The sequence below is a fragment of the Levilactobacillus andaensis genome, from assembly GCF_016861695.1.
Taxonomy (GTDB): Bacteria; Bacillota; Bacilli; order Lactobacillales; family Lactobacillaceae; genus Levilactobacillus; species Levilactobacillus andaensis.
In genome coordinates this window covers 43,295-68,764 of the sequence record NZ_BOLP01000013.1, presented here as the reverse complement: position 1 = coordinate 68,764, position 25,470 = coordinate 43,295, and the positions used below count along the sequence as shown (strand labels likewise).

The 25,470-nt window shown below is 49.4% G+C and carries 22 protein-coding genes; 11 read left to right on the top strand and 11 right to left on the bottom strand.

What is annotated here, in order from left to right; genetic code table 11:
* Together JUF10_RS10200 and JUF10_RS10195 are read left to right on the top strand one after the other, a co-directional pair.
* The gene (locus JUF10_RS10200) at positions 1-435 is read left to right on the top strand and encodes a universal stress protein (protein WP_203642071.1); all 435 of its coding nucleotides are present in this window, start codon (positions 1-3) and stop codon (positions 433-435) included.
* A 219-nt stretch (positions 436-654) separates the two neighbouring features.
* The gene (locus tag JUF10_RS10195; protein ID WP_203642070.1) at positions 655-1,422 is read left to right on the top strand and encodes a CPBP family intramembrane glutamic endopeptidase; all 768 of its coding nucleotides are present in this window, start codon (positions 655-657) and stop codon (positions 1,420-1,422) included.
* A 138-nt stretch (positions 1,423-1,560) separates the two neighbouring features.
* Here JUF10_RS10195 and JUF10_RS10190 read toward each other — a convergent pair whose 3' ends face one another.
* Entirely contained in the window at positions 1,561-2,547 is a 987-nt protein-coding gene (locus tag JUF10_RS10190; RefSeq protein WP_203642069.1) for a GMP reductase, read from the bottom strand.
* A 22-nt stretch (positions 2,548-2,569) separates the two neighbouring features.
* On the bottom strand, positions 2,570-3,856 hold the full coding sequence (locus tag JUF10_RS10185) for an adenylosuccinate synthase (RefSeq protein ID WP_203642068.1): 1,287 nt from the start codon (positions 3,854-3,856) through the stop codon (positions 2,570-2,572).
* A gap of 273 nt (positions 3,857-4,129) precedes the next feature.
* On the opposite strand from JUF10_RS10185, the gene purB reads away from it, so the two are divergent.
* Complete coding sequence (gene purB / locus JUF10_RS10180) at positions 4,130-5,425, top strand: adenylosuccinate lyase (RefSeq protein ID WP_203642067.1); 1,296 nt, start codon at positions 4,130-4,132, stop codon at positions 5,423-5,425.
* A 1,051-nt stretch (positions 5,426-6,476) separates the two neighbouring features.
* On the opposite strand, the gene JUF10_RS10175 is transcribed toward purB, so the two are convergent.
* The 3 genes from JUF10_RS10175 to JUF10_RS10165 all read right to left on the bottom strand — a co-directional run bounded on the left by JUF10_RS10175 (position 6,477) and on the right by JUF10_RS10165 (position 9,123).
* Positions 6,477-7,298, bottom strand: a complete 822-nt coding sequence (locus tag JUF10_RS10175) for a serine hydrolase (RefSeq protein ID WP_236008202.1) — start codon at positions 7,296-7,298, stop codon at positions 6,477-6,479.
* 28 nt (positions 7,299-7,326) lie between these two features.
* Positions 7,327-8,259, bottom strand: a complete 933-nt coding sequence (locus JUF10_RS10170) for an alpha/beta hydrolase (RefSeq protein ID WP_203642066.1) — start codon at positions 8,257-8,259, stop codon at positions 7,327-7,329.
* Positions 8,260-8,328: 69 nt separating this feature from the next.
* Positions 8,329-9,123, bottom strand: coding sequence for a tyrosine-protein phosphatase (locus tag JUF10_RS10165; RefSeq protein ID WP_203642065.1), 795 nt, complete (start codon positions 9,121-9,123; stop codon positions 8,329-8,331).
* Positions 9,124-9,329: 206 nt separating this feature from the next.
* Between JUF10_RS10165 and JUF10_RS10160 the strand changes: the two genes are divergently transcribed.
* The 3 genes from JUF10_RS10160 to JUF10_RS10150 all read left to right on the top strand — a co-directional run bounded on the left by JUF10_RS10160 (position 9,330) and on the right by JUF10_RS10150 (position 14,143).
* Positions 9,330-10,217: an alpha/beta hydrolase gene (locus JUF10_RS10160; protein ID WP_203642064.1), complete on the top strand. Its 888-nt coding sequence runs from the start codon at positions 9,330-9,332 to the stop codon at positions 10,215-10,217.
* Positions 10,218-10,472: 255 nt separating this feature from the next.
* Positions 10,473-12,149: a glycoside hydrolase family 13 protein gene (locus tag JUF10_RS10155; protein WP_203642063.1), complete on the top strand. Its 1,677-nt coding sequence runs from the start codon at positions 10,473-10,475 to the stop codon at positions 12,147-12,149.
* A 155-nt stretch (positions 12,150-12,304) separates the two neighbouring features.
* Positions 12,305-14,143 carry a S53 family peptidase gene (locus JUF10_RS10150; protein WP_236008201.1) on the top strand — a complete coding sequence of 613 codons (1,839 nt, stop codon included), beginning with the start codon at positions 12,305-12,307 and terminating at the stop codon, positions 14,141-14,143.
* A gap of 73 nt (positions 14,144-14,216) precedes the next feature.
* Here the strand turns inward: JUF10_RS10150 and JUF10_RS10145 are convergent, their stop codons facing one another.
* Together JUF10_RS10145 and JUF10_RS10140 are read right to left on the bottom strand one after the other, a co-directional pair.
* Entirely contained in the window at positions 14,217-14,873 is a 657-nt protein-coding gene (locus JUF10_RS10145; RefSeq protein WP_203642062.1) for a DUF6198 family protein, read from the bottom strand.
* 266 nt (positions 14,874-15,139) lie between these two features.
* Positions 15,140-15,874, bottom strand: a complete 735-nt coding sequence (locus tag JUF10_RS10140; protein WP_203642061.1) for a gamma-glutamyl-gamma-aminobutyrate hydrolase family protein — start codon at positions 15,872-15,874, stop codon at positions 15,140-15,142.
* 176 nt (positions 15,875-16,050) lie between these two features.
* Here JUF10_RS10140 and JUF10_RS10135 point away from each other — a divergent pair, with 176 nt between their 5' ends.
* The 4 genes from JUF10_RS10135 to JUF10_RS10120 all read left to right on the top strand — a co-directional run bounded on the left by JUF10_RS10135 (position 16,051) and on the right by JUF10_RS10120 (position 19,651).
* A complete protein-coding gene (locus JUF10_RS10135; protein ID WP_048734262.1) occupies positions 16,051-16,311 on the top strand; it encodes a hypothetical protein in 261 nt (86 codons plus the stop codon).
* A 90-nt stretch (positions 16,312-16,401) separates the two neighbouring features.
* Positions 16,402-17,049, top strand: coding sequence for an endonuclease III domain-containing protein (locus JUF10_RS10130; protein ID WP_236008200.1), 648 nt, complete (start codon positions 16,402-16,404; stop codon positions 17,047-17,049).
* A gap of 134 nt (positions 17,050-17,183) precedes the next feature.
* Positions 17,184-18,725, top strand: a complete 1,542-nt coding sequence (gene glpK / locus JUF10_RS10125; protein WP_203642060.1) for a glycerol kinase GlpK — start codon at positions 17,184-17,186, stop codon at positions 18,723-18,725.
* Positions 18,726-19,051: 326 nt separating this feature from the next.
* Positions 19,052-19,651 carry a hypothetical protein gene (locus JUF10_RS10120; protein ID WP_203642059.1) on the top strand — a complete coding sequence of 200 codons (600 nt, stop codon included), beginning with the start codon at positions 19,052-19,054 and terminating at the stop codon, positions 19,649-19,651.
* Positions 19,652-19,766: 115 nt separating this feature from the next.
* Here JUF10_RS10120 and JUF10_RS10115 read toward each other — a convergent pair whose 3' ends face one another.
* Entirely contained in the window at positions 19,767-20,378 is a 612-nt protein-coding gene (locus JUF10_RS10115; protein ID WP_203642058.1) for a hypothetical protein, read from the bottom strand.
* Between the two features lie 545 nt (positions 20,379-20,923).
* On the opposite strand from JUF10_RS10115, the gene JUF10_RS10110 reads away from it, so the two are divergent.
* A complete protein-coding gene (locus JUF10_RS10110) occupies positions 20,924-21,391 on the top strand; it encodes a helix-turn-helix domain-containing protein (protein ID WP_203642057.1) in 468 nt (155 codons plus the stop codon).
* Between the two features lie 129 nt (positions 21,392-21,520).
* Here the strand turns inward: JUF10_RS10110 and JUF10_RS10105 are convergent, their stop codons facing one another.
* From JUF10_RS10105 to rlmD, 3 genes are all read right to left on the bottom strand, one after another.
* Positions 21,521-22,378 (bottom strand): DUF368 domain-containing protein, encoded by an 858-nt coding sequence (locus JUF10_RS10105; protein ID WP_203642056.1) that lies wholly within the window; start codon positions 22,376-22,378, stop codon positions 21,521-21,523.
* Between the two features lie 1,037 nt (positions 22,379-23,415).
* Positions 23,416-23,859, bottom strand: coding sequence for a hypothetical protein (locus JUF10_RS10100; protein ID WP_203642055.1), 444 nt, complete (start codon positions 23,857-23,859; stop codon positions 23,416-23,418).
* Between the two features lie 82 nt (positions 23,860-23,941).
* Positions 23,942-25,297, bottom strand: a complete 1,356-nt coding sequence (gene rlmD, locus JUF10_RS10095) for a 23S rRNA (uracil(1939)-C(5))-methyltransferase RlmD (protein WP_236008205.1) — start codon at positions 25,295-25,297, stop codon at positions 23,942-23,944.
* Positions 25,298-25,470: the final 173 nt, after the last annotated feature.

The window sequence follows — 25,470 nt, the reverse complement described above, 5'->3', positions numbered from 1 at the left end:
ATGACGACCACAACATTTAAACGGATTCTGGTAGGGGTCGACGATTCGGCGGATGCGCTGTTGGCGTTTGATTACGCCATCGAACAAGCTAAGCGCGATGATGCCGAGTTGGTCATTGTCTCCGTTTTGGAAAATGCGGCGATGAACGTCTATCAGGTGATGAATACGGATTTTGTTCACGGCGAATACGATGACTTGGTCGCACACGTCCAAACGTATCAGGAAAAGGCCCAAGCCGCTGGCGTTGAACACGTCCGGACGATCGTGACCGAGGGTGAACCCGGCGAAACTATCGTGAAGGATGTGATTCCAGAGGTTCACCCGGATCTGTTGGTGGTGGGGTCGCTCGCAAAGAAGGGCGTCAGTCGGCACTTCGGCAGTCAAGCCGCCTACATGGCCAAGTACGCGCCCATCTCGGTACTGGTCGTTCGGTGAGGCTGAAAAGAAGCCAGAAGTCGAAAAATTTGTTACTATATAAAGTGACCTGTATGTCATGTGAAAAAATGGGGAAGCCGGCTGAGAGATTAGCCGGCTTTTCTGTTGGTTTGGTGGCCTAGCATGGTCGCAAAGAAACTTTGCCCCATAAACTAGCGAGGCAGCAGGTGATTTAGCGGTATACTAAATTCATGTCAAACATACGAAGGGGTAGTTTTCGTGGATTTCAATAGGGGAAAGCAACAGCCAGTCTATTATTTGGTGGTTGCGTGGATTGTGGTATTGGCTGTGATGAATGGTGTGGGGACACTATTTGAGCGGTTGAGATTTTCAATTACCGTATCGGCGCTCTTAGAAGAGGTTACGGTACTGTTGGTGGTTTGGTTACTGAATCACTACTGGCTGAAGGTCCGCATTCAGTTGCGAACGGACTTGTCGTTTGGCGCGCAACTCAGGGTCAATGCGTTTTCGTTATTTTTAGTAGTGTTCCTATTGGCGTTCTTGGAAGCACAGTTAGCACACGGAAAAAGCGTGAAGCACGTGCTGGTGATGGCTGTAGTGGCCCTGTTAGTAGCCATTTTTGAGGAATCTCTCTTCCGGGGAGTCCTGCTAGTTGGGTTTCTCCAACGAATTGGTCGGGGAAACTCTGTGTGGCTGGCGGTTTTACTGAGTAGCACGTTGTTTGCGGCGAGCCATTTGATTAATCTATCGCATCAGTCGGTTTCAATCACCATTAGCCAAGTATTGATGGCGTTTGGCTTTGGTCTCCTGCAAAGCGCAACTTATTTGCGTTCGGGAAGCTTGATTTGGCCAATCCTGTTGCATTTTATGTTTGACACGCAGGTACTGGCTCGGAGTGGACTCATATCCAAGGGAAATATCCCCGCTTGGAGTGGGCTGATTCCGTTGGTCATTTACGGTGTGGTTGCCCTAATTTTGCTGCGGCGTTCGAAGCGTGCTGAAGTTGTGGAACGGTTTAGAATTTGAGTCGTTTATGGATGGCGTTAATTAACTAAGATAGTGTCACTTAAAAATCAAAAGGGCATTGTGATCCCGAACTTAAACACACCAAAACACGCAGACCTCCTCCAATGGAAGCCTGCGTGTTTTGTGTATTTAAGCTGTTTAGTAACTATCGCCATTCATAATGGAGCTCTTCACGATGACGTAATCTACCGTGCGAATGTCCATCAGGTTGCGGCCACCCGCGTACGAAATGGAGGATTGTAAGTCTTCTTCCATGGCGTTCAGCGTGTTGGCAATATCGCCGCGGTAAGGGACCAGCATTTGCTTGCCCTCAACGTTACGGTAGGCCCCCTTTTGCTTCTCGGAGGCAGATCCCCAGTATTGCTTGAAGGTCCGCCCGTCGATAGTCAACAGGCTACCAGGGGACTGCTCATGACCGGCCAACATGGAGCCGATCATGACCATAGTTGCGCCGAAACGAATCGACTTGGCAATGTCGCCGTTGTAGCGAATCCCACCGTCAGCGATGATTGGTTTCCGGGCTGCCTTGGCACAGAGCCGCACGGCAGCGAGTTGCCAGCCGCCGGTCCCAAAACCAGTCTTGAGCTTGGTGATGCATGCCTTCCCTGGGCCGATACCGACCTTGGTGGCGTCCGCACCGGCGTTTTCCAGTTCACGAACGGCTTCGGGCGTCCCAACGTTACCGGCAATGACAAAACTATCCGGTAATTTTTCCTTGATCTGCTTGATCATTCGGATGACCGCTTCGCTATGGCCGTGGGCAATATCGATGGTAATGTATTCCGGAACCAGGTTAGCGGCCGCGAGTTCGTCAATGAAGGCGTGCTCGTCGGCCTTGACGCCAACACTAATGGAAGCAAAGAGTGACTTCTCGTGCATCCGTTCGATGAAACCCCGGCGTTCTTCGGGTTGGAAACGGTGCATCACGTAGAAATAGTCGCGCTTTGCCAGCCAAACGGCTAACGGTTCGTTGATGACGGTTTCCATGTTGGCGGGAACCACGGGAATCTTGAAGCGGTGGGGGCCAAATTGAACACTGGTATCGGCCTCGCTCCGGCTTTCAATCACGCATTTGTTAGGAATCAGTTGAATATCTTCATAGTCAAATACTTCGGCAGGATGCATGGACAGTCACTCCTTATTAAGGTTAGGCGTTCCAGACGTCGTGTAAAATGTTCGTCTGTTCGCGGTCGGGGCCGACGGAAAGTGTGGCGATTTCCACACCAACCAGTTCGGCTAAACGTTTCACATAATTTTGGGCGTTAACGGGTAATTCTTCGACGGAATGGCAGTGGGTAATATCTTCCGTCCAACCTGGCAGCTCGTCGTAAACGGGTTGGCAGGCGTCCAAGTCGACCAGACTAGCGGGATAGTGGTAAATGGTCTCGCCGTTTAGTTCGTAGGCCTTGCAGATCTTAACGGTCTCCAAGCCTGTCAGAACGTCTAAACAGTTCAGTGAGAGGCTTGTCAGTCCAGAAACCCGCTTGGCGTGGCGGAGAACAACACTGTCAAACCAACCGATTCGGCGAGGGCGATGGGTTACCGTGCCGTATTCGTGGCCGGTTTCGCGAATCGTGTCGCCAATCTCATCGAAGAGTTCGGTTGGGAATGGGCCATCGCCGACCCGTGATGTGTAGGCCTTGCAGACGCCGACAACGTGGTCGATCTTGGTTGGGCCAACGCCGGCACCGATGGTTACGCCACCAGCAACGGGGTTAGAAGACGTGACGAAGGGGTAAGTCCCGTGGTCGATGTCGAGCATGACGCCTTGGGCACCTTCGAACAGCACGTTCTTACCGGCATCGATGGCGTCGTTGATGACAACGGACGTGTCAGTCACGTGGCCTTTGATCCGTTGACCAAGCGCATAGTAGTCGTTGAAAATCGTATCAAAATCGAGTGGTTCTACATTATATAGTTTGGTTAAAACGTTATTCTTTTCAATTAAGTTTTGCCGGAGCTTGTCGGCAAAGATGTCGTGGTCGAGCAAATCGGCGATACGAATCCCGATTCGTTCGGCTTTGTCCATGTAGGCCGGCCCGATACCCTTGTTCGTGGTGCCAATCTTGTTTTCCTTAGCTTTTTCTTGGGCTTGGTCCAATAAGATATGGTAAGGCAGAATCACGTGGGCCCGGTCGGAGATCCGTAAGTTATCCGTGGAAACGCCGTTATCGTGGAGGTAAGTGAGTTCTTCAATCAAGGACTTCGGGTTCACAACGACCCCGTTACCGATCACACTCAGCTTGTCGGCATAAAAGATACCGGATGGAATCAACCGTAATTTAAACGTTTGACCATTGAAGACAATGGTGTGGCCGGCGTTGTCACCACCTTGGTAGCGGGCAATGACATCAGCCTTCTCACTTAGAAAATCCGTGATCTTTCCTTTACCTTCATCGCCCCATTGACTACCAACTACTACTGTTGATGACATCGCAAACACCTCATCGTTATTTTTTACTAGGCCGAACACCCAGCAAGAATCATTGTATCAAGTTCGGGAATGGAAATCAACTAAAAAGCGAACTATTTTTCAAATTGTCTTAATTATTGTTCTTTTTAATGTTGCCCCACAACTAATAAATCCCGTCATGACACGGAAATGACTAGTAAAATTAGGACAATCTATGTTATGATAAATAGTGAAGCAATTCCGAAATATTAAAATAATGTTCGTGTTTTACTGACTTTCAAGGAGGAAATCGCCATGTTAGAACGCTATACCCGACCGGAGATGGGCCAGATTTGGTCATTAGAGAATCAATACCAATCTTGGTTGGCTGTGGAAATCGCTATTGATGAAGCTTGGGCTAAATTAGGGGAGGTTCCCGTCGAAGATGCAGCTAAGATTCGGGCCAATGCCACCTTTGATGTCGACCGGATCGCCGAAATCGAGGCGGTGACTCACCATGACATGGTGGCCTTCACGCGTAACGTTTCCGAATCGCTAGGTGCCGAACGCAAGTGGATTCACTTTGGCGTGACCAGTACCGATGTCGTGGATACGGCGCAGGGTTACCGCTTGAAGCAAGCTAATGCAGTTCTACGGACGGACTTGGAAACCTTGATTGCGACGCTTAAAAAGATGGCCCTTCAATATAAGGACACCGTGATGATTGGACGGACGCACGGCGTCCAGGCCGAACCAACGACCTTTGGCCTAAAAATTGCGCGGTTCTACGCGGAAATGCAGCGCAACCTCGATCGCTTTGACCGGGCCGCTGCCGAAGTGGAAACGGGTAAAATCAGTGGCGCCGTGGGGACCTTTGCCAACGTGCCACCAGAGGTAGAAGCCTTTGTCTGTGATCAGTTGGGCATCAGCGCCCAACCAATCGCCACGCAAGTCTTGCCACGCGACTTACATGCCGACTACACTTCAACGCTGGCTTTGATTGCGACTAGTGTGGAAAACATTGCCACGGAGATTCGCGGTCTACAGCGCTCGGAAATTCATGAAGTCGAAGAACATTTCAATCCCGGCCAAAAGGGGTCGTCGGCGATGCCCCATAAGCGTAATCCGATCGGTTCGGAAAACGTGACCGGCTTGGCCCGTGTCCTGCGAGGAACCATGGTCACGGCGTACGAAGACGTCAGCTTGTGGCATGAGCGCGACATTTCCCATTCGTCGGCGGAACGGATGATTTTACCGGAAGATACGACGTTATTGGATTACATGTTGAACCGCATCAACCGGATTTTGACGAACCTGGACGTGTTCCCAGAAACGATGAAGGCCAACATGAACCGGACGTACGGGTTGATCTATAGTCAACGCCTCTTGTTGAAGTTGATCGAGGCGGGTCTGAGTCGCGAGGATGCTTACGATTTGGTCCAACCCTTGACGGCCCAAGCCTGGGATCAACAGGTTCAATTCCGGCCGTTGGTGGAAGCCAATGCCAAGATTACGAGTCGCCTGACGCCAGACCAGATTGCGGATGCCTTCGACTACCATTACCATTTACGGCGGGTGGACTTTATCTTTAAGCGGTTAGGGTTGATGTAACCCAATCGCTAAGGCTTGAAAAACGTATTGTTAAATTGGTCGCACTCCGGCTGCCAGGGATTCCGCCTGCCGTGGGGACGCTTCAGACTGGAAGACCACCAGTCTTCTCGCTCGATTTGAAGCCACGAAGACCACGTGTCTTCAAATTCGTCCACGATGTAAGTCGGAAATCCCCCGACTAACATCGTTGTCACGGCTGGCTACATCCCTGGCCTCCTCCGGCTTTGATTGTGTTTTGCCACGAAAAATGTTAAAAGTTTTGTAGACTCGACATTTTTGGCCTGACGGATAACGATTTTACAATCATATTCTTAGCTGACAGAGGACTATTATGTCAGCCGAGGGGTCGCCAGATATGGGCTCAGGCGCGTCGTTCTGCTTAGTTGGTGGTGGTTTTCCGCCGGCTTAGCAGAAGACCAACCTTGTAGACTCGTGGGCTTCGAGGCTTCAAGGTGTGTCCGCGCCGTTCCGGCCCATATCTGGCGGCCGGTAAGGCGAAGGCCATACTAGGTTGCCTAACTAGCAGTTAGAACAACAAAAAAATCGCGCGACTCTCGGGGAGGAGAGCGGCGCGATTTTTATCATGAGGAGTGGATTCACATAGGGGGTGTGAATTCATTATTAGAGGAGTAGTTAGGCTTGAGGGAACCTAACTAGGGAATGATTCTCTTAGGGGGAGAGAATCTAAAAGGGATTGGATATAGAATTTGAGTAGTAACAGTTATTGGCTAATTACTATGATTATTACTATACCCGGAGATTGTGACCAGAAAAGGGCTAAAGTTGTGATGACTTTGCGACAAATTGTTAAAGGAAATCTAAATGTGTGAAGATTCCTGGGATTTCAGGTCAGGTTAAGATTGGGCGTACAAGGGGAGACGTGGTTGGAAAATGCTGATAAAACGGCGTTTCCGGCAGGCGCCTCGTGAAAAACGGTGAATAAATCGGCTGGAAATTACGCGTTGGACAGACGAAAATTCCTATCCAACAAACCTAATCAGAGTTTAAAAAAATCGCGGGTACAGTAATTGAACTGGACCGGCGATTTTAATTATTGATGTTGATTAAAATAAGTGACGACATCTCGGCCTAAACGATTCATGCCACGATATTGTTGATACTGATGACCACTCTGGGCCAAGACAACAATGGTGTAGACCCCATGTTTGGTCTTAAATAGGGCGCTATCGTTTTGGACACCCAGATCGGGGTATTCGCCAGTCTTGTTGTAAACCGTCGCCTGCTTAACAAGATGCGGCAACTTACTGTGATTACGGCACCCCTTGAGTAGGTTCAGCATCTTTTGATCGTATTTTTTTCCTAACAAGCGATGCTGATAGACACGCGTCAAAAAAGTAGTCAAATCTCGAACCGACGTATAGTTGTCGTGGCCCGCATGTAGAGCCTGCGTATCTAGTAAATGGCGGTTTAGCGTCGTTTGCTTGAAACCAGATGCTTTGATGGTCTGATTGACATGCTTCATCCCACCGGCGCGCTTAATCAAGCGGTTAGCGGCGTTATTATCTGAATTGTGAATCATCAGTTTTAAGTCGCGCTGGTCCTGTGAGGTAAGCTTGAGCTGCTTCAGTTGTGCCCGCTGGAAAATTGTCAGCATGATATAAACCTTGATCGTACTGGCGGCACGTTGTCGTCCAACCTTAGCGTTACCGGTTTGAACGCTGACTGGTGAATGGCCTAACCGGGTGATTTTGACGGACCAGCGACCGCCCATTGGCTTGAGATCCCGTTTAGCAATCTTTTTAATGGCCGTTTGTTCGTGGCTGACGCTGGTCGCCTGAGCCGAAGTTAGCGATAAGCCGCAGCCAATGAGGGCGATAAAAATTGCTAAAAGGATCCGTCTAAACTTGTTCACTTTAATTCCTTCATTCTATGCTAACGTTCTATTCAAAGTAAGTCTGCAAAAACTCCGTCACATGGGCTTGATACCGCTCTGGATTCGTCCAGAAACTCTCGGCATGGGAGGCGTTTTTCACGATCCACAGTTGTTTAGGCGCATGGGTCGCCGCGTAGTTTTCGTAGGCCATGCCAACTGGGACGTACACGTCCTTTTCCCCATGGATGAAGAGAATCGGTCGTTTGTTTTTCTTGAGTTGGTCCGTGGCGGTCACATCACCGAGGTAGTAGCCAAGTCGCCGCTTGGAAATAGTGCTGACCAGCGGTTCAATCGGGTATTTTGGCAGGTGGAATTGACGCTTCAACAGGTAGGTCAGTTCGGCCTCAATGCTGGAGTAGCCGCAGTCGGCAATGATCGCCTTGACCTGAGATGGCAGGTCTTCGCCGGAGAGCATCTCCATCGTAGCCCCACCCATGCTGACACCAAACATTAGAATCTTCACGTCATCACCGGTCCGGTCGATGGTCTGCTGAATCCATTGCAGGTAGTCCAGCCGGTCGAGCCAGCCGAAGCTGATGTACTTGCCGGCACTTTCACCGTGGCCCCGGTCGTCGGGCAGAAGAACGTTGAAGCCTAGACGATGATACATCTGGGCAAAGTTCGCCATCGTTTCGCCGTTTCCTTTGTAGCCGTGAGAAATAATGACGGTCTGCTTGCTCGGCTTTTCGGCAGGGATGTATTCCGCCACCATCCGATTCTTCGGGTCGTGTTCGTGTAGATACCATTTTTCCTTATTAATCTTTTGATACCAGTCGACGTAGGCGTAATAGGCGTCGGCGTATTTTTGTTTATCCGCGGAAGTTTCCGGGACGTAGTTGACCCGTTTAAAGGCAAAATTGAACAGGTGCTCGCTGGCAATTAACGACGTTGCGGCGATTCCTAGTAGGGGTAGCGTCCAAGTCAGAGTTTTCTTTTTCATCTCATCAGGTCCTTTCGTGGGTTAGAAAAACCAGGCTACCCGCTAAAACGGTTAGTCTGGCAATGGGTGTTAGTCTAAATAGAGTTGTTTAAAGTTATTTAAATCACTATGAGATAAGCCCAAGACATCGTGTAAGTAATCTTGTGCGCCACCAAACTGGGTGTTGATCAATTTTGTTGCGGCGTTAAAGTAGTCGTCGCTCACGGAATATAGTGCCCGCAAGTTGGTGACGAATGCTTCGCCATGCCCCTGTTTCCGGGCATCCTCACTGATCTGGTTGACGTGATCAGCCGTTGTTTCGTTAGTCAGCAAGTAGTCCTTGCGAATGACTTGGGGGTCAACGCCCAGCGCACTCAGCGCAAAGAAGGCGCCCATCCCGGTCCGGTCTTTGCCGGCCGTACAATGGAACAGTACCGTTTGGTCGGGCTGGTCGGCCGCCAACATCGTTGCGAAGAAGTCATGGTAGGCACTTTGCGCGGACGGTAGCGTCACCATTTGTTGGTAGACCTCTACCATGTGGTCGTGACCGGCTTGGTCATTGGCCGAGAAGCGTTTTTCCAGTTCGTCCTCGGTCGCCGAAGCATCCGTTTGGTCGTCAGCGGGGAACACTGGCAAGAAATGATACGTGGCCCCTGCTGGTACGCGGTCGGGCGCTTGTTTCTGTTCATCTTTGGAACGGAAATCTACGTCGGCCACCACGCCATAATCGGTCAGTTTTTGTTGATCAGTGGGGGTGAGGTCCGCGAGTCCCGCGGTCCGCAGTAACTTGTGCCACTTAACCGTGTGGCCGTCGACTGTTGGGTACCCACCGAGCTCACGGAAGTTCCGGCCGCCAGTCACGTTTAAAATTCGGTTATTTGTCATCAGTTTATCCACCTTTCAATATCAGCTGTCACGTCTTCTATTCTAACGGTTTTCATAGAAATTACCTAGTAATTGATTCTGGGGGAGGTGTTTTGCCGCCAAACGCTGTATACTGTCTTTATACGTTTCGACTTTTGAAACATGTAATCAGGGCGGCTTAAGAGAATACAGGGATTTGACGAAGGCAAAAAGATAGGGTGATAGTCGTGAGTTTGCGTGGGAAATGGTTACTTTTCAAGACCCAACACAGTCAGCTCAAACAACAGATCCAGCAAGCATTTTTACAGCCTAGTCGGCAGAACCGTGCCGTCGTGCCCGAAAAGTTTGCGGCGAACATTGTGACTGAGGAACGCCGAGTTTTCGGTGGCCGCTTATTGACGGCCGCTTCTGGCGCGCCATTGCCGCAACACGTGTTGTTATTTCACGGCGGCGCTTATACCATGCAGGGCATCGATAGTCACCGGCAACTGATGGAAACGTTGATCAACGAGGCCAATCTGCGGATAACTTACGTAGATTATCCGTTGGTGCCCGAGGCGACCGTGGACGAAACGGTGGTCTTTGCGATGCGCGCCTATAGTTACTTGCGCGCGCAGTATCCGGATGACCAATTCTTTCTGATGGGCGATTCGGCTGGCGGCGGCTTGGCCTTGACCTTGCTTCAACAGTTGAAGTTGCACCAGGAGCCGTTACCGGCCGGGACCATTCTAGTGTCCCCGTGGACGGATCTCAGTATGATGAATCCCGACCTTCAGGCAGCGGCGAAACACGATCCGTACCTGACGTTGGCAACACTGAAGAAGATTGGTTTCGAGTACGCCGGTGACCATCCCGTGACCGATCCCGTGGTGAGCCCAATTTACGGGACGTTCGATGACCTCGGGCCAGTCCAACTGTATTATGGGACCAATGAATTGTTGGCCGCCGATGATGAGCGCCTGTTGCAAAAATTCCAGATGGCAAATGGCACGCCATTCCGCGCCCATCAAATGAAGTCGATGTTGCATGACTACATTCTGTGGTCCAAACTGCCGGAATCTAAACGAACGTTAAAGGAAATCAAACAGTTTATTTTAACTGGCGAACTTGAATAGCAAACGTGGGACCTTAGGTAACTGGGGTCCCTTTTAGTTTGGCGTTAACTGGTTAAAAATTGGGGTGTAATGTGCGTTGACAAATAAAATGAAAGGGATTACATTAAAGACACACAAACGTTTGTGTAATCAATATGCTTAGTGAATGGTCCCTAAATAGGTTTAGGGGCTGGCTACTCATGAAATGGAATTCAAATGACTGGTGGTCGCAGCTAACGACCACAGGGCGACTAGACATGAAGGAGTGAATTCATCTTGGAAAAATGGTGGCAAAATGCAGTTGTTTATCAGGTATATCCGCGGAGTTATCAAGATAGTAATGGCGACGGAATCGGCGATTTGCCGGGGATTACGCAGCGTCTAGACTACATTAAGAAGCTCGGTGCCGACATTATTTGGCTGAGTCCCATTTATCAGTCTCCCCAGGTCGATAATGGCTACGATATTTCCGATTATCGCGCCATCAATCCGGAGTTCGGCAACATGGCCGATTTCGATGCGCTGTTAAGCAAGGCGCACAGCCTCGGCTTGAAGATCATGATGGATCTGGTCGTTAACCACACGTCCGACGAGCACAAATGGTTCAAGCAGTCACGGCAGGGGAAGGATAATCCGTACCGGGACTACTACATTTGGCGTGATGGTCAGGACGGTCATGCACCCAACAACTGGGGGGCTTCCTTTACGGGCTCCGCGTGGAAGCTAGATGAGCAGACCGGTCAGTACTACCTGCATTTGTTCGCGCCACAACAACCCGACTTGAATTGGGAAAATCCCAACGTCCGGCACTCGGTCTACGACATGATGAATTGGTGGGCGGCCAAGGGGGTTGACGGTTTCCGGATGGATGTCATCAACTACATTTCCAAGCCAAAAGGACTCCCAGATGCAAAGAAGGTAGCGGGGCAAGTCTACGGGGACGCCGGTTCGGTCGTTGCTAATGGACCGCGCATCCATGAATTCCTACAAGAAATGAATCAAAATGTGATGAGCCAACATAAGATGGTGACGGTCGGTGAAGCCCCCGGTGTCAACGTCGAGGAGGCTAAACAATACGCCAATCTTGACGGCGATGAGCTCAACATGGTCTTTCAATTTGAACACATGGGGCTCGATGAAAGTACCAATCCTGTCCTGGGACGCTGGACTGACCGCAAGGCATCCTTGAAGGACTTACGCGCCAATCTGACAAAATGGCAAACTGGTTTGGCTGGTACGGCGTGGAATTCGTTGTACTGGAATAACCACGACCAACCACGAGTAGTTTCTCGGTTTGGCAACGATTCGACGGAGGACTACCGGGTGCTGAGTGCTAAGATGTTGGCGACGATGCTGCACCTGCAACAGGGGACGCCGTACGTTTATGAAGGGGAAGAAATTGGGATGACCAATGCCCATTTCGCAAGTCTGGATGACTATCGCGACCTAGATGCCATTAACGCCTATCATGTGTTGGTGGATGACCAACACGTGCTGACGGGTAAGCAGATGCTGAAGTATTTAGGCATGCGCAGCCGCGATAATGCGCGGACACCGATGCAGTGGGATGCGAGCGCCAACGCCGGTTTCTCCACACATACGCCGTGGATAAAGGCCAATGCCAGCTATCCGACCATCAACGTCGAACAGGCGCTGGCTGACCCGAACTCCATTTTCTACTACTATCAAAAATTGATTCGCTTGCGGCACACGCTACCCGTCATCACGGATGGGACCTACGCGTTAGTCGCGGGTAATGAGGACGACGAACAGGTCTACGCCTACACGCGGCAGAATGCGACAACGACTTTACTAGTTATTCTCAATGATACGCAGGAAACGCTGAGTCGGCATTATGACGTGCCCGCTGATGCCCGGGTCTTGATCGGTAATTACCCGGATGATCAAGGCGACACGTTGCGGCCATATGAAGCGAAAGTCTATCAGTTTTAATGAGTAATGAGTCTTAAATATACCTTTTAAGGGGCCAATCCGTTGCTGGATGGGCTCCTTTTGTTAACTTGAGTAACGATACCGTCCGGAAATGGCGAGTGGGACGTTACTTTTCGGGGGTCGTGCCTATAATAATGCTGATGGGGGGATACGGCATGAAAATTCGAATATTGATGGCCAGCCTATTGGTGGGTCTGGGGAGCTTTGGCGTGGTGGCCAATGCCGCCAAGACCACGCCGCTGGCAACGCCTTATCGAGCAAGTCAGTTGACCAGTTTAAAGAAAATCAAAAAATTAGCTGGGGGTAAGACGGTTACCTTAGACTTAGTCTTAAAGCCGCGCAATTCAGCACAATTGACGCAGACGGCCTTGGCTGTGAATACGCCAGGAAATTCGGCGTTTAAGGATTTTTTGACGCCACAAACATTTCGGCAGCGCTTCGGTCAATCAACGAGCACCACACAGCGGTTGACCAACTACTTTAAGAAACAGCATTTGACCGTCACGACGTTCAACGATGGTTTATTTATGGAATTGAAAGGGTCTGCGTCCGCCGTGGATAAGACGTTTGCGACCAATCTTAAAACGGCCCGGTATCACGGAACGCGCCTACAATATTCGGCTAAACAACCGCGGCTGCCTAAGACCATTGCTCAACCAATCGAGGCAATTGTCGGGATGACCAATTTGGTAAAAATGACCAGTTTGGCGACCGATGGCACGTCGACGGATGGTCCGACCAAGAATGGGGCGCCCCAAAACTTTTTGACTCAGTATCACGCGACCGCGGTGGCTGATCAGCATCAGGGGAGGGGTCAAACCGTTGGCATCATTAGCTTTAGTAAGGTCGACACGCGAGACATTACTCATTTTTGGTCGGCTGAAGGGGTTCCGGCCGGCGCTAATCGGTTGAGTGTTGCCGCGACCGGTGGCGCCAATGTCTGGGGCAACGTCGATCCGGGCAATACCGAAACGTCGTTGGATGTGGAGCAGGCTGGTGCGTTGGCGCCGCAGGCTAAGATTCGCGTCTACACCGCGGCTTTGAGTGACGTTGGCTGGATCAACGCCTTCGCCAGTGCTTTTGGTGAGAATCGGGCTAGTTCGCTATCGTTGAGCTGGGGCATTTCGGAGGGCATCTTGCAGGAGATGAACAGCGCACACCTGCTGACGCCCCTTTACGGGAACATTATGAATACGTTGCTGGCTCAAGGTGCGACGCAGGGAATCTCAACCTTTGCTGCGACCGGTGATTCGGGCGCTTATAGCGAAGACCTGTCGCGTGATGGATCTGTGGGTTATGGTATTTATACCAATTTCCCGGCGGATGATCCGTGGGTCACGGCGACTGGTGGGACAACGTTGCCGATTTCCGGTCAGTTGCCGGATGGGGCAAAGGTCGACATTTCTCAGGAACGGACCTGGGGCGGGGATGCCTTGTTCGGCGCTTATCGCCAGGATCGGTCATTCTTTATGAGGAGCTCGGACCTGTTATCAATGTTGCAAAGCGGCAGTGGCGGTGGGATTTCGACGTTGTTCGCGACGCCTAAGTATCAGCAAGGCATTTCTGGCGTGAACACGTATGCGGCCCGGCAGTATTTGACCGGAAATGGGCTGCCACGGCTACACCCCGAATTAATTCAGGGAACGGGGAATGGCCGCAATTATCCGGATGTGGTGGCCGACGCCGATCCGCTGACCGGGTATGACGTCTACACCGGTGCCGACGGCTGGGAGACCATGGGCGGCACGAGCTTTGTGGCGCCACAGTTTGCGGCAGTGGCGGCGGATATCAACAGTGACCGCAGTCAACGCGTCGGCTTGTGGAATCCGCAACTCTACAGTCTGGCCCAATCGGCCGATTCACCCTTTACGCGGTTGGATTCATCGACGGCCAACAGCAATCTCTACTACGTCGGTCAGCCCGGGAAAACGTACAATCAGGCGGCTGGTCTAGGAACCGTCAACTTTGATAAACTGGCCCAGGAATTTAAGTGAAAATAGGTTAAAAAAACCGGCATCCTAATCGCTTAATCTATAAGTGGTCAGGGTGCCGGTTTTAAATTGTAAGTTAAACGTCAACGTGGTGTTTGAGTTGCGGAAAAATGTGCGTGTCCGCCCACGCCATCACGATGCCTTGGGTGACCAAGGCCCAGACCGTTCCGAAGCCGATAGCGTGGAGCTGACCGGTAAACAGGTACGATAGAATGATGATGATCAATGGGGGCGTGTAGCTGGCCCATTGGGCAATGACGGCGGATCCCCGCAGGTATTTAAACCGCAGGATATAAGCGAGGTCATCGTTGGGGTGCATGATAATATTACAACGATTATAAATGGAGACGGCAAACGCCACCCCAAAGAGCCCAATGATGTCGACCACTACGCGCCAAGGTAAGGCGAGCTGGTCAACACCAATCCAGTTCCAGAAGTACCCGATCCACTCGACCAGGTAACTAAACGGGATGATGTACAACAGGTTTGAGATGAATCGCCGCCGGTCGAATTGGCCCAGCAAAACCTGGTTCAGCAGAGTGATGACGATACCGTACATGAATAAGGTCGAGCCTAAGGGGACGTGAATCCAGTTGGCCAGGTTCACGGATGACCCCGTCCAAACGGCACTCCCCAAATTAGTTGAGATGGTTAACGCGTTAGCGGCGGAATTAAGGACAATAGAAAACCCTAAAAAACGCATCCGTTGTCCAAAATCCTGCATCTTCGCCACGCGCACTCATCCCTCTCTTTTCAGTCTATTTCTTAGTTTAGTCGAAGACGAGGTGGATTAAAAGGTCTTTTACAACAAATTTACATGGAAATCGTCAGGATAACGTCAGTTGTTTAACGGCTGAATGGCTTAGCCGATGGGATGCTAAGCATGAAATTGGGAAACTTAGTGCGTCCTGCGCCTTACCAATAGTAACGGTGCGAGCACAACCTGAAGTCGCGAAAAGGCCGAGTCTATAAGATTGGTGTTCTGCTCAGCCAGCGTTGTCAATCCCTGTCGATTCGCTTAGCCGCCCGGTCGATAAAATTTTTAAAGAGCTGTCGCGACTCATCGTGGTGTTTGTACATGTTTTCCGGGTGCCACTGGACTGCGAGAATCTGGTCACTATCCTTGGATTCGAGGGCTTCGACGACCTGATCATCGGCACGGGCCGTCACGGTCAACGTTGGGGCCACGACATTGACGGTTTGGTGGTGCCGCGAGTTGACGTAGGGCCGTTCACCTGTCAGGGTGGCGAGGGTGCTCCCGGAGACGACGGTCACGTGATGGCTGGGCTGGTTGCCCATGGCCGCTTGACTGTGCTTAAGCGTGGCGTTAGGGTCCTCACTGAGGTCTTGGTAGAGGGTGCCGCCCAAGCCAACGTTGATCAGCTGAAGGCCGCGGCAGATACCCATGATGGCCTTGTTGGCGGCCACGGCCTGTTTCAACAGTTCAATTTCAAATAAGTCGCGTTTCCGGTAAGTCTTTCCCAGGCGCATGTGGGGTTCCTCGCCGAAAAAGGTGGGGTCAACATCGGCGCCGCCCAGGAAGATGACCCCGTCAAATAGGGGCAGGTAGTCGGCAACGTCGGCCGGATCGACGCTGGGCAAGATGATGGGGAGACCGCCGGCTTTAACGATGGCTTCGACAGCTGGTCGGGGCGCAAAGGCCGCATTTCGTTCGTTGATGATGTTGGTGGCTTCGTCGAGGGTATCGGCGGGTAAGGCGATTCGTGGGCGCATAGCGTCGCTTCCTTTCAAAATTTCGGTTAATGCTCAGTATACGCGTCCGCTATGAAGCTTGTCGAGAAGGGCCGTTTGGCTAGGTCACCGAAAAAAACTTGATGAAATAATTAACAATTTTCGTGAATAACTCTATAGTAAGGTAGTAGACTAAAAATTTAAGCGAGGTAAACGTGATGACAGAACGGCAGTTGATTCAAGAAATTTTGAATTCCGAAGCGATTGAATACAAGTTCGAGAATGTCGATGAGGATTCCAAGGAATACACGCTTTTATTAAAACGGCAGGACCAGGATGTACGTGCCGTGGAAACATTGAACGACGAAATCAAGAAGTATTTTGAAAGCGCCAACTTCGACTACCAAGAGGAGTTAAATCCTGAAGGTGTCGATGACGATATTCGCTTGGTCATCAAGCGTAACGACGACGCTGAATAAAGCAACAGAGTTGGCTAAACGGCCAGTCACGGCAAACGCGGCTGGCTTTTGTCTTGTATCGGAACGGAAAATAGAAGGGAGACGTGCTGCGTGACCATTGAAGAGTTGTACCACACTATGGCGCAGGAGATGGGCCCGCAACCTTGGCTACGGCCGGGGACGCTTTGGGCCGAAACGCCCGTTGAGATTATGCTGGGCGCTATCTTGGTCCAGAACACCAATTGGCGTAACGTGGAGCCGTCCTTGATCAATTTGAAACGCGAAACAGGATTTGACCCAGCACGGCTGCGGCAACTTTCCATAGAGGAGCTGCTCCCGTTGATTCAGACCAGCGGTTTCTATCACCGCAAGGGCGCAGCTATCTTAGCTTTGGCCGATTTCTTGGGAACGGTCGATGATGACCTGGACGTGCTGAAGCGCCAAGACGGGGCCAGCCTACGCCGGGATCTACTGAGCATCACGGGCATTGGCAACGAAACGGCCGATTACATCTTGATGTACACGCTGGATTATGGCACGTTCATGGTCGATACCTATGCGCGCCGGCTATTTACGTGGCTGGGAGTGACTATGCCGAAGACCTATCCGGCGTTTCAGAAAAAAGTTTTGCCGCAGTTTTCCTTGGGTCTCAGCGATTGCCAAGAGTTTCACGCGTTGATCGATGAGTTCGGCAAACAAGTGAAATCGGCCGCGGACTTTGATCAGTCCTTTCTGGCGGGGCGAAAGTTAACGGTATAAAGGTTAAGAAACTTTCAAGGCGGAAGTGGTCTGGGTCAAATTTTAGCGTTTTTCACAAGGGACGTGCTATGATTAGCGCAGTGAATTTGAAACCGTTTTCGTAAACAGAGACATTTTGGAGGGAGTTTTTACATATGGCACTAAAAAAACCGGAAGACTACATCTTAGCGATCGACCAAGGGACCAGTAGCACGCGGGCACTGATCTTTGATCACTCCGGACGTAAGGTGATTGAAGGCTATAAGGAAGTTCCGCAATACTATCCACGCAAGGGATGGGTCGAGTCCGATGCCAATGAGATCTGGAACAGCGTGTTGTCGGTGATTGCGAGTGCATTGATCGATGCATCGATCCACCCGGAAAATATTCAAGCCATCGGCATCAGTAGCCAACGGGAAACCACGATTGTTTGGGATAAGGTTACCGGCGAGCCCATCTATCACGCCATTGGCTGGCAAAGTCAACAAACGGCCAGTCTTGCCAAAGAATTGGTGGCGGCGGGGCGTGCGGAGACTATCAAGGAAAAGACCGGGTTAGTCGTCGATGCTTACTTTAGTGCCACCAAGGTGCGTTGGATCTTAGACCACGTGCCGGGTGCGCAGGAACGCGCTGAAAATGGCGAGCTGTTATTTGGGACCGTTGACAGTTGGCTGGCTTGGAAGTTGTCCGGTGGTAAGATTCACGTCACCGACTACAGTAACGCCAGCCGGACCATGATGTTTAACATCCACACTTTGAAATGGGATACGGATATTTTGAGCTGGTTAAATATTCCGGTAAGCATGTTGCCAGAGGTCAAATCCAGTTCGGAAGTCTACGGCGTCACGCAAAACTTCCAGTTCTACGGGGTCGAAGTGCCGATTGCCGGTATCATTGGTGACCAATCAGCCGCACTCCTTGGACAACTGGCCTTGGAACCCGGGACGGTGAAAAACACGTACGGGGATGGGGCCTTCGTCATGATGAACACGGGGCATGAACCGCAACTTTCCAAACACAACCTGTTGACCACGATCGCTTATGAACTCGATGGTGAAGTGACTTATGCGTTGGAAGGGTCCATCTTGGTTGCCGGAACCGCGCTGGCTTGGTTGCACGAAAGCATGCAGATCATCAGCAGCGTACCGGAATCACGACAGGCGGCGATGGCATCGACCGATGAGGATGAAGTCTATGTCGTGCCGGCCTTTAACGGGTTGGGCGCGCCATACTGGGATCCGGATGCTAAAGGCGCGGTGTTCGGCCTGACGCGGGGGACGAACCGTAATGACTTTGTCAAAGCGACCCTGCAGTCGATTGCCTACCAGACGCGGGACGTTTTGCGGACCATGAAGCAGGATACCGGGATCGATATTTCCGAGTTGATGGCCGATGGTGGGGCTTCGCGGAATCGCTATTTGATGCAGTTCCAAGCCGACATTTTAAGTACGCCGGTCCAACGCGCGGCCGATGAAGAAACGACGGCCATGGGTGCCGCGATTACGGCGGGATTGGCCGTTGGCTACTGGAAAAATCTGGATGAGGTCAAAGAGATCCGGACGTCCGGGCGTTTATTCACGCCAAACATGGACGAAGACCGGCGCAATCACCTGTACGCCGGCTGGCAACAGGCCGTGGCGGCGACTAGGGCGTTTAAGCCAGAGTGTGACCAAGAGCGCCTAGCTGGCGAGCATTAACGTCATTAAGGGATGAACCCTGGGTTTGGGTTCATTCCTTAATGGGGTTAAGCGGAGTCAGCTGCTCTTAGTCACACGTTTCGACAATCTGAATTAGAGAGAGACTGTGAATGAAATTTTCGCAGTCTTTTTTAGCGATAAACATTATCATAAAGGGGGATATTTCTCTCCGCAGACCGGTCGAAACACCTGATATGCCAATATTTATGGAACCCTTCTCATAACCATTCTTTTGCTGTTTTAGATTGACATGGACGCATCGGTAAGTGATACTTTAGTCAGCAATCAGATTAGGCGATGACCGGCACAATCGACGGGAGGCAGATATGATGACGAGCAACTGGCAAAAAATGATGATGAGTTTATTGGCGATTTTCTCACTAGCAGCAGTATTTTTAATGGTCCCCACAACGCATGCCCAGGCGGCACAGAAGCAACTACCAGCAATTCCCAAGCAGCTACAGGGGTATTGGTATACCTATGGAACCAAGACGAAAAACCGGCATGCGAGTGACCTCGTCTACCTCCATATCACAGCTCATGAGATCGATGGCAGTGTCATTTCTCGGAAAACAATGAAATTAGGCTTACAGACGTTTAGCGAGATTAACCTTAATCCAGGGGCACCGATCACTAAAAAATTAAAAGCCAATCGGACAAATACGTTCTATCAGGTCGGTCGCAATCGTTGGAATTTACACGCATTATTTGTTGCGGAGAATGGCGATAAGAATTATATTACGGGACGTTATGCCTTGAAAGTTGCGAAGGGGAAGACTAACTTGTTCTTTCAAGGGTCGAGCAATGCTAAGGGATTTAGCGCGAAACCGCTAGCGGCACACGAACGGTTACATGCGAAACGGCCAACGATTAAGTATACGAAAATCAGTCAGAAGTATCTGCATTCGATTGGTATTTTTAACTGAAAATAGGATTTAACTAGTGTTTTTAAACAATTCATATTTAGCAGAAATTGGAAACAATGTGTTTGCTTTAGGTGAAGATGATGTAAATTACTTTACGGCCAATTAATGAGTACTCTTATTTATAATAAACAAGATAATCTCCTACCTCTTTACTATCTGGGTGGTCTGAACCATCAAAAGGATTCTCTATGTTCATATCTATCATATCATCATAACTGAATCCATAATAAGTTGTAGCGTTAATCTGTTTGTCAGCGGTAGTTCCGTCAATCAAAATTGAATATATTTTGTTGTCCTTAACAGGAATAAGGTAAGCATTGAATTGATCGCCTTTAACACGGGCATAGATTGCATAAACGGGTATAGTTTTTCCTTGAATCTTATAGTTAAAAACAAATCTTTTGGTTTTGGGATTCTTCATGACTTCAATATTACTGGTGTCATCCATGTCTTCTCCCAATGCTGCGGCTACCTGCGGTTCATATGAAAGCTTAGATTGTCTGATGCCCTTCGCGAGTACTGAGGAATTGTTGTCCATTCCTGCTGGTAGTGGATGAGGTGTGTGACCACTTTTACTTGGAGATAGGAGCCCAATTCCAAAAAGTAGAACAAAAATTCCAATTGTAATGCTTACTATACTACGTGGCTTTTTTATTCCAGCCCAAATCAGAAATGCTCCAAAAAGAATGACACACCATATAAGTATCCCTACAATAAATTGAGTCATTGAGACCCCTCCAAAAGTTTAGTTTGTTTTCTAAAATCAACGGCTGTCAAAGCTATCTTATTAGTAAATAACTGGGGTTAGAAGTTCAAAGATAGCTGCAACAAGGCAAACTATGGTTACAAAGTTTAGACCGTTCCGCTGATATGAAACGTAGGCTAGATATCCCCAGAAGATGGCAAAAATAATTAGTATGATAATTACACGCTCCTTTGTTGATAGGCATAAAATTTTTGAGACAATAATTGGATCTAGCATGTTACTACGTGATGGGATGCCCGAAATTTATATGGGACGCTATGTAAGTTTGTTCACCTTAGAGATGTATTGATGATGATATGTTTTGTGCTGAGAATAATATCGTTAAGAAATTTGTAGTCGTTAATACCTTGCATCAATATAACGTTGAAGTTCATAGTGTATAAGCTTCTAGTATCCTAACTACAACTATATTACATGTTTAAAAGTGTTTCAATAGTAACTTATTTTTGAAGGTCAAATCCTATATGGTCACAAATAGAAACACTAAAAAGGAAGAGGAACATAAAATGAGTACATCAGAATATAGCCCTTTAGGAGAGAGAATTCGGTCACGTAGGAAACAGCTAGGCTTGACGCAAGAAGAACTTGCAGAACAAAGTAACTTGTCTGTAAATTATATTTCAAAAATTGAACGTACACAGGGACAAAATATTAGTTTTGAAGTGCTAACTAATATTGCCAAATCATTGAATATAAGTATTGCAGATCTTTTAGGAAACTATCCGATAACACCATCGGCTGAAGATGTAAAGACAACTCAAGAAAAAAGGCTTCTTAATAAGCTACGCCAAATGGATAAGAGTACTCAAAATAAGGCTATTAATGCTATTCTTCAATTATTAGAACTTCGTAGTATTCCCGGCTATGCCATGAATGATGAAGCTGGGCAAGTATCAATCTCTCAAAAATCTCAAAAGCTGCTTCAAAAGTCACGAAGACGTTTTCATGTTAATGGGGAAGACAAGTCTTTGTAAGATAAAAAGCTCTGCATAACTACTGACGGTTAGTAGTTACGCAGAGTTTTTAATATGATCATGGTTTAATTTCATACGGCTGTAGTGTGTTCCTCTTTAACGGTTCCTTTTTAACAGAAATCTGATTGCTTATTTATATTTTTCTTCAAGTTGGCTCATCCAGTAGCCGAGGACAACTCCAAGCGCAAGAGCTAAGGCACTAAACCCAAATGTTGCCCATGTCGCGTTGGCATACGAGATACTTTCGGCGGCATGACTGTTAGGGACCAAAATCAGGATGGTGCTGGCCGTCACGATGCCTAAGATGAAGTTGTAAACACGCGAATGGTAGCGATGAATGAGGTAATCCATGCCCTTTGAAAAGAGAATCATGGAGAGGATACCGCCAAGTGCAATCGGCAGATAGACACCAACTAGATCGAAGTTCTTGAAGCCAGTTAGCATGGGAGTAAATAATCCCAGGATAAGTAGCAGATTGGAGGGGCTCAGACCGGGAACCAGCACGCCCAGCGCAATCAGCGCACCGGCCACCATAAATCCAGTAAAATTAGCTGGCAGGGTGCCGAAGATGTCACTCATGAAGTAGAGGAGACCGCCACTGATCAGCAGAGTGCCAAAGAACCACAGGTAGTCGATCCCATCGCGAGGCGTTTTGGAACTGGCCGTTTGGGTCAACGCCGGTAAGGTCCCGACAATGGCGCCGGCAAAGCCCCACAAGACGATGACCTGCCAGTGAGCCAGTAAATACTCCAGCGGCGCCGACAGCAAGGCAATCCCGACGATGCCACCAAGCCCAACCGGCACGAAATACCAGAAGTCACGTTTGAAATTTTGTCTAAAGTGGGCCATAAAACCCAACAACCGTTCATAGATACCAAGAATAGCAGCTAATACACCGCCAGAAACACCGGGTAGAATAAAGCCCAGGGCAATAATGACGCCCTTGAAGAAGCGTTTCACTGGGCCATCGGAGCGAGTTGTTTGCATGAGAATCTCCTTATTTGACTCATTTTCACCAACATACCAGAATTAGGCGGGTGAGACAACCTGTAAGAGTAGAATGCTAAGATAACTTAAATATCATGGACTGATGGATTGGTCGGGTGAAATAGGATTAGTCGTTTAAGCTTCGTTTTGCAAAATACCTATGGCATAAGTATTTTTAGGCATAACTTCTACTGAAAAGATCATAAGTAGATTTATAATATATAGTTCGAAGGCTTGATACGCCTGTGTTTTCCGCAATAAATCCAAGCTAACGGCCAAAGGCTAAACATACATTGTATAGCATAGGTATGGTATACTAAACGCAACAAAGGCGAAGGTCGTTGCACCCCCGCCAATGTAGAGAGACCGTCAATGACGGTTGACATTAGATGAACAAAAATCGTCCAAACCGGTCAAAGTTTAGAGGGCGATTTTTATTTACCCTGATTTTTAAAACGATGCCATGCGTGGCGCAATACCATCAGGGCGTCCACCAGCTTCGTCAATCGATGTATGAGTAACGTACAGAGCGATATCAGAAGGGCAAGCAGTCCGACAATATTTAGCATGACAACTAACCAAGACAAGGCAACCTCCTTTCGTTTAGTCTTGCGAAGCACCCAGACAGAATTCGTCATAGGCCTCATTCCCTTACGATAAGATTTGCCAATCGTCATTAACTTCTCTACAGATTTCAGTGTACCAGTTTATACGTAGAAACCAGCGCGAAAGCCCTCCATATCAACATTTAGTTATTTCGTATTATATGATTTATAATCAATCAGAATAGTGAGAATATATGGCTAGGGTATGGTATATTAAACGTAACAAAGGCGAAGGTCGCTGCACCCCCGCCAATGTAGAGAGACCGTCAATGACGGTTGACACTAGATGAACAAAAATCGTCCAAACTCGCCAAAGTTTAGAGGGCGATTTTTATTTACCCTGATTTTTAAAACGAAAGTAGACAACGCAAATAAAACCCCACTACCAAAAATTGTAGTGGGGTTTTTCACATCAATTTAAACTGTCACAAGCTACTTTTCCTTAGGTTGCGACCAGTAGTGGGCCTGCGTCAACAAGTCGCGTGATCGGTCATCTGCCGGCACGAAGCCGCGATTAAAGAGATGCTTAAAATACATCATGTTATAGAGGGAACCCCACACCAGGGCGAGGGTCGATTGGAGAATCGGTGTGACTTGGGTTAATTGATTAACGCTGACGGTCATGACCAGCAACATGGATGCGCCGAGTTCGACCCCCAGAATACAAAGGAGGTTGTACCAGTCTCCCCGAAAGATTGTAGGAAACGGAGAGAGGAACAGCATGGTCCATGAAAACCCAACCTTTGCGATGCGCATGTTCCCATCGGCGTTAACGACGGTGGCGTAGTTCGGCGGTAATGGGAGTCCTTGAGGGCCGTTACCATTTTGGTTGTTTTGATCATCGTCGTCGTTAAAGCCCTTAAAAGGATCTTGCATGTCATTTGCCAACTTTCTACGGAATTCGTTCCTTTATCGTTAGTTAAAAGTCTAACACGAAAAGTCGCGACTGCCTATTAATCTATTGGCGCCGAGTTAGTTTAACCACAGCTTCACAGCGGGCCGTTTGGGGCATCATGTCCACGGATTGAATATAGTTGACCCGGTAATCGTGGGCTAATTCAACCAAGTCCTTGGCCAAGGTCGATGGGTTGCAGGAGATGTAGACCAGCTTCTCAGGACGCACGGCTAAAATGGTTTCAATCAACGCACCATCCAGACCGGTACGTGGTGGATCGACCACGATGGCATCCGGCCGAAAGCCGCTCATGATCCATTTTGGCAAGAGTTCTTCAGCGGTTCCTAACTCGTAGTGCGCGTTGGTGATGCCGTTAGCCGCGGCGTTTTCGTTCGCATCGCTGACGGCTTCGGGAATGATATCCATCCCGCGAACCTCTTCGGCCACACTAGCCAGCGACAACCCAATCGTGCCAATACCCGCGTAGGCATCGACGACCGTTTCGCCTGGTTGTAAGTCGAGGGCCTTCTTTGCCTCACCATACAGAACCTCTACCTGGTAGGGATTCAATTGTAAGAAAGCACGGGCGGAGAGCTTGAATGCTAAGCCGTCCAACTTTTCTGTAATCGTTTCTTCGCCGGCTAAATGCCGCGTATCGTCGCCCCAAACCAGGGAAGTTTCGCCCGGATTGATGTTTTGCATAACGGAAGTGACCTGAGGAAGTTCAGCGGCGATCCGTTCCAACAGTTCGTGCTTGTGTGGTAACTTTTGTGAGTTGGTAATGAAGACCAACTGGACATCATCGGTATGCGCTGCGGCCCGGACAACCAGTGTTTTGACGATACCCGATTTGGATTCTTCGTCATAAATTGGCATATCCAAGTCCTGCATCATGGCAACAACGGCGCGCATGACGGTCATCGTGACTGGCATCTGGACCGAACACGTTGGCAGGTCGACTAAATCGTGACTTCGTTCAGCGTACAAGCCGGCTTCAATTTGATCTTCGGCATTGCGGCGGACTTGGAATTGCGCCTTATTCCGATAGTTGTAAGGGTCGTCCATACCTAGAGTTGGCCGTAAGTCATAGTGCCGGTAGCCTTCTGGTTGGTAGCGTTCCAGGGATTGAGCGACGATGTCTTGTTTGAATTTCAGTTGTTCAGGGTAGTCTAAATGTTCCAGTTCGAAACCACCGACCTGATCGGCATAGCTGTCGCGTGGTTCCACGCGGTGGGGACTGGCCTTACGGATACGGTGAATTTTGGCCCGCATGAAGCGGGTGGCAACACTGGTGACTTCCACCACGGCTTCTTCATCGGTCAAAGCGCCCGGCACGAAGACGGCCATGCGCTTGTAATAACCAATTCCTTCACCGTTGATCCCCATGCGTTTGATGGTCAGAGGGAAACGTTGGCCCACTTCGACCTGAACGCTCTCGGCTTGTCGGTCGTTGTTACGGCTGAAGCCGCTACGCCGGTCGTTACCGCGCCGGTCATTGCCACGGTCGTAACGATTGTTTTGGCGTTGGTCATCGCTGTTCCGCTCATAACGCCCACCATGATTACGGTCGTTGTAGCTGCGATGGTCGCTAT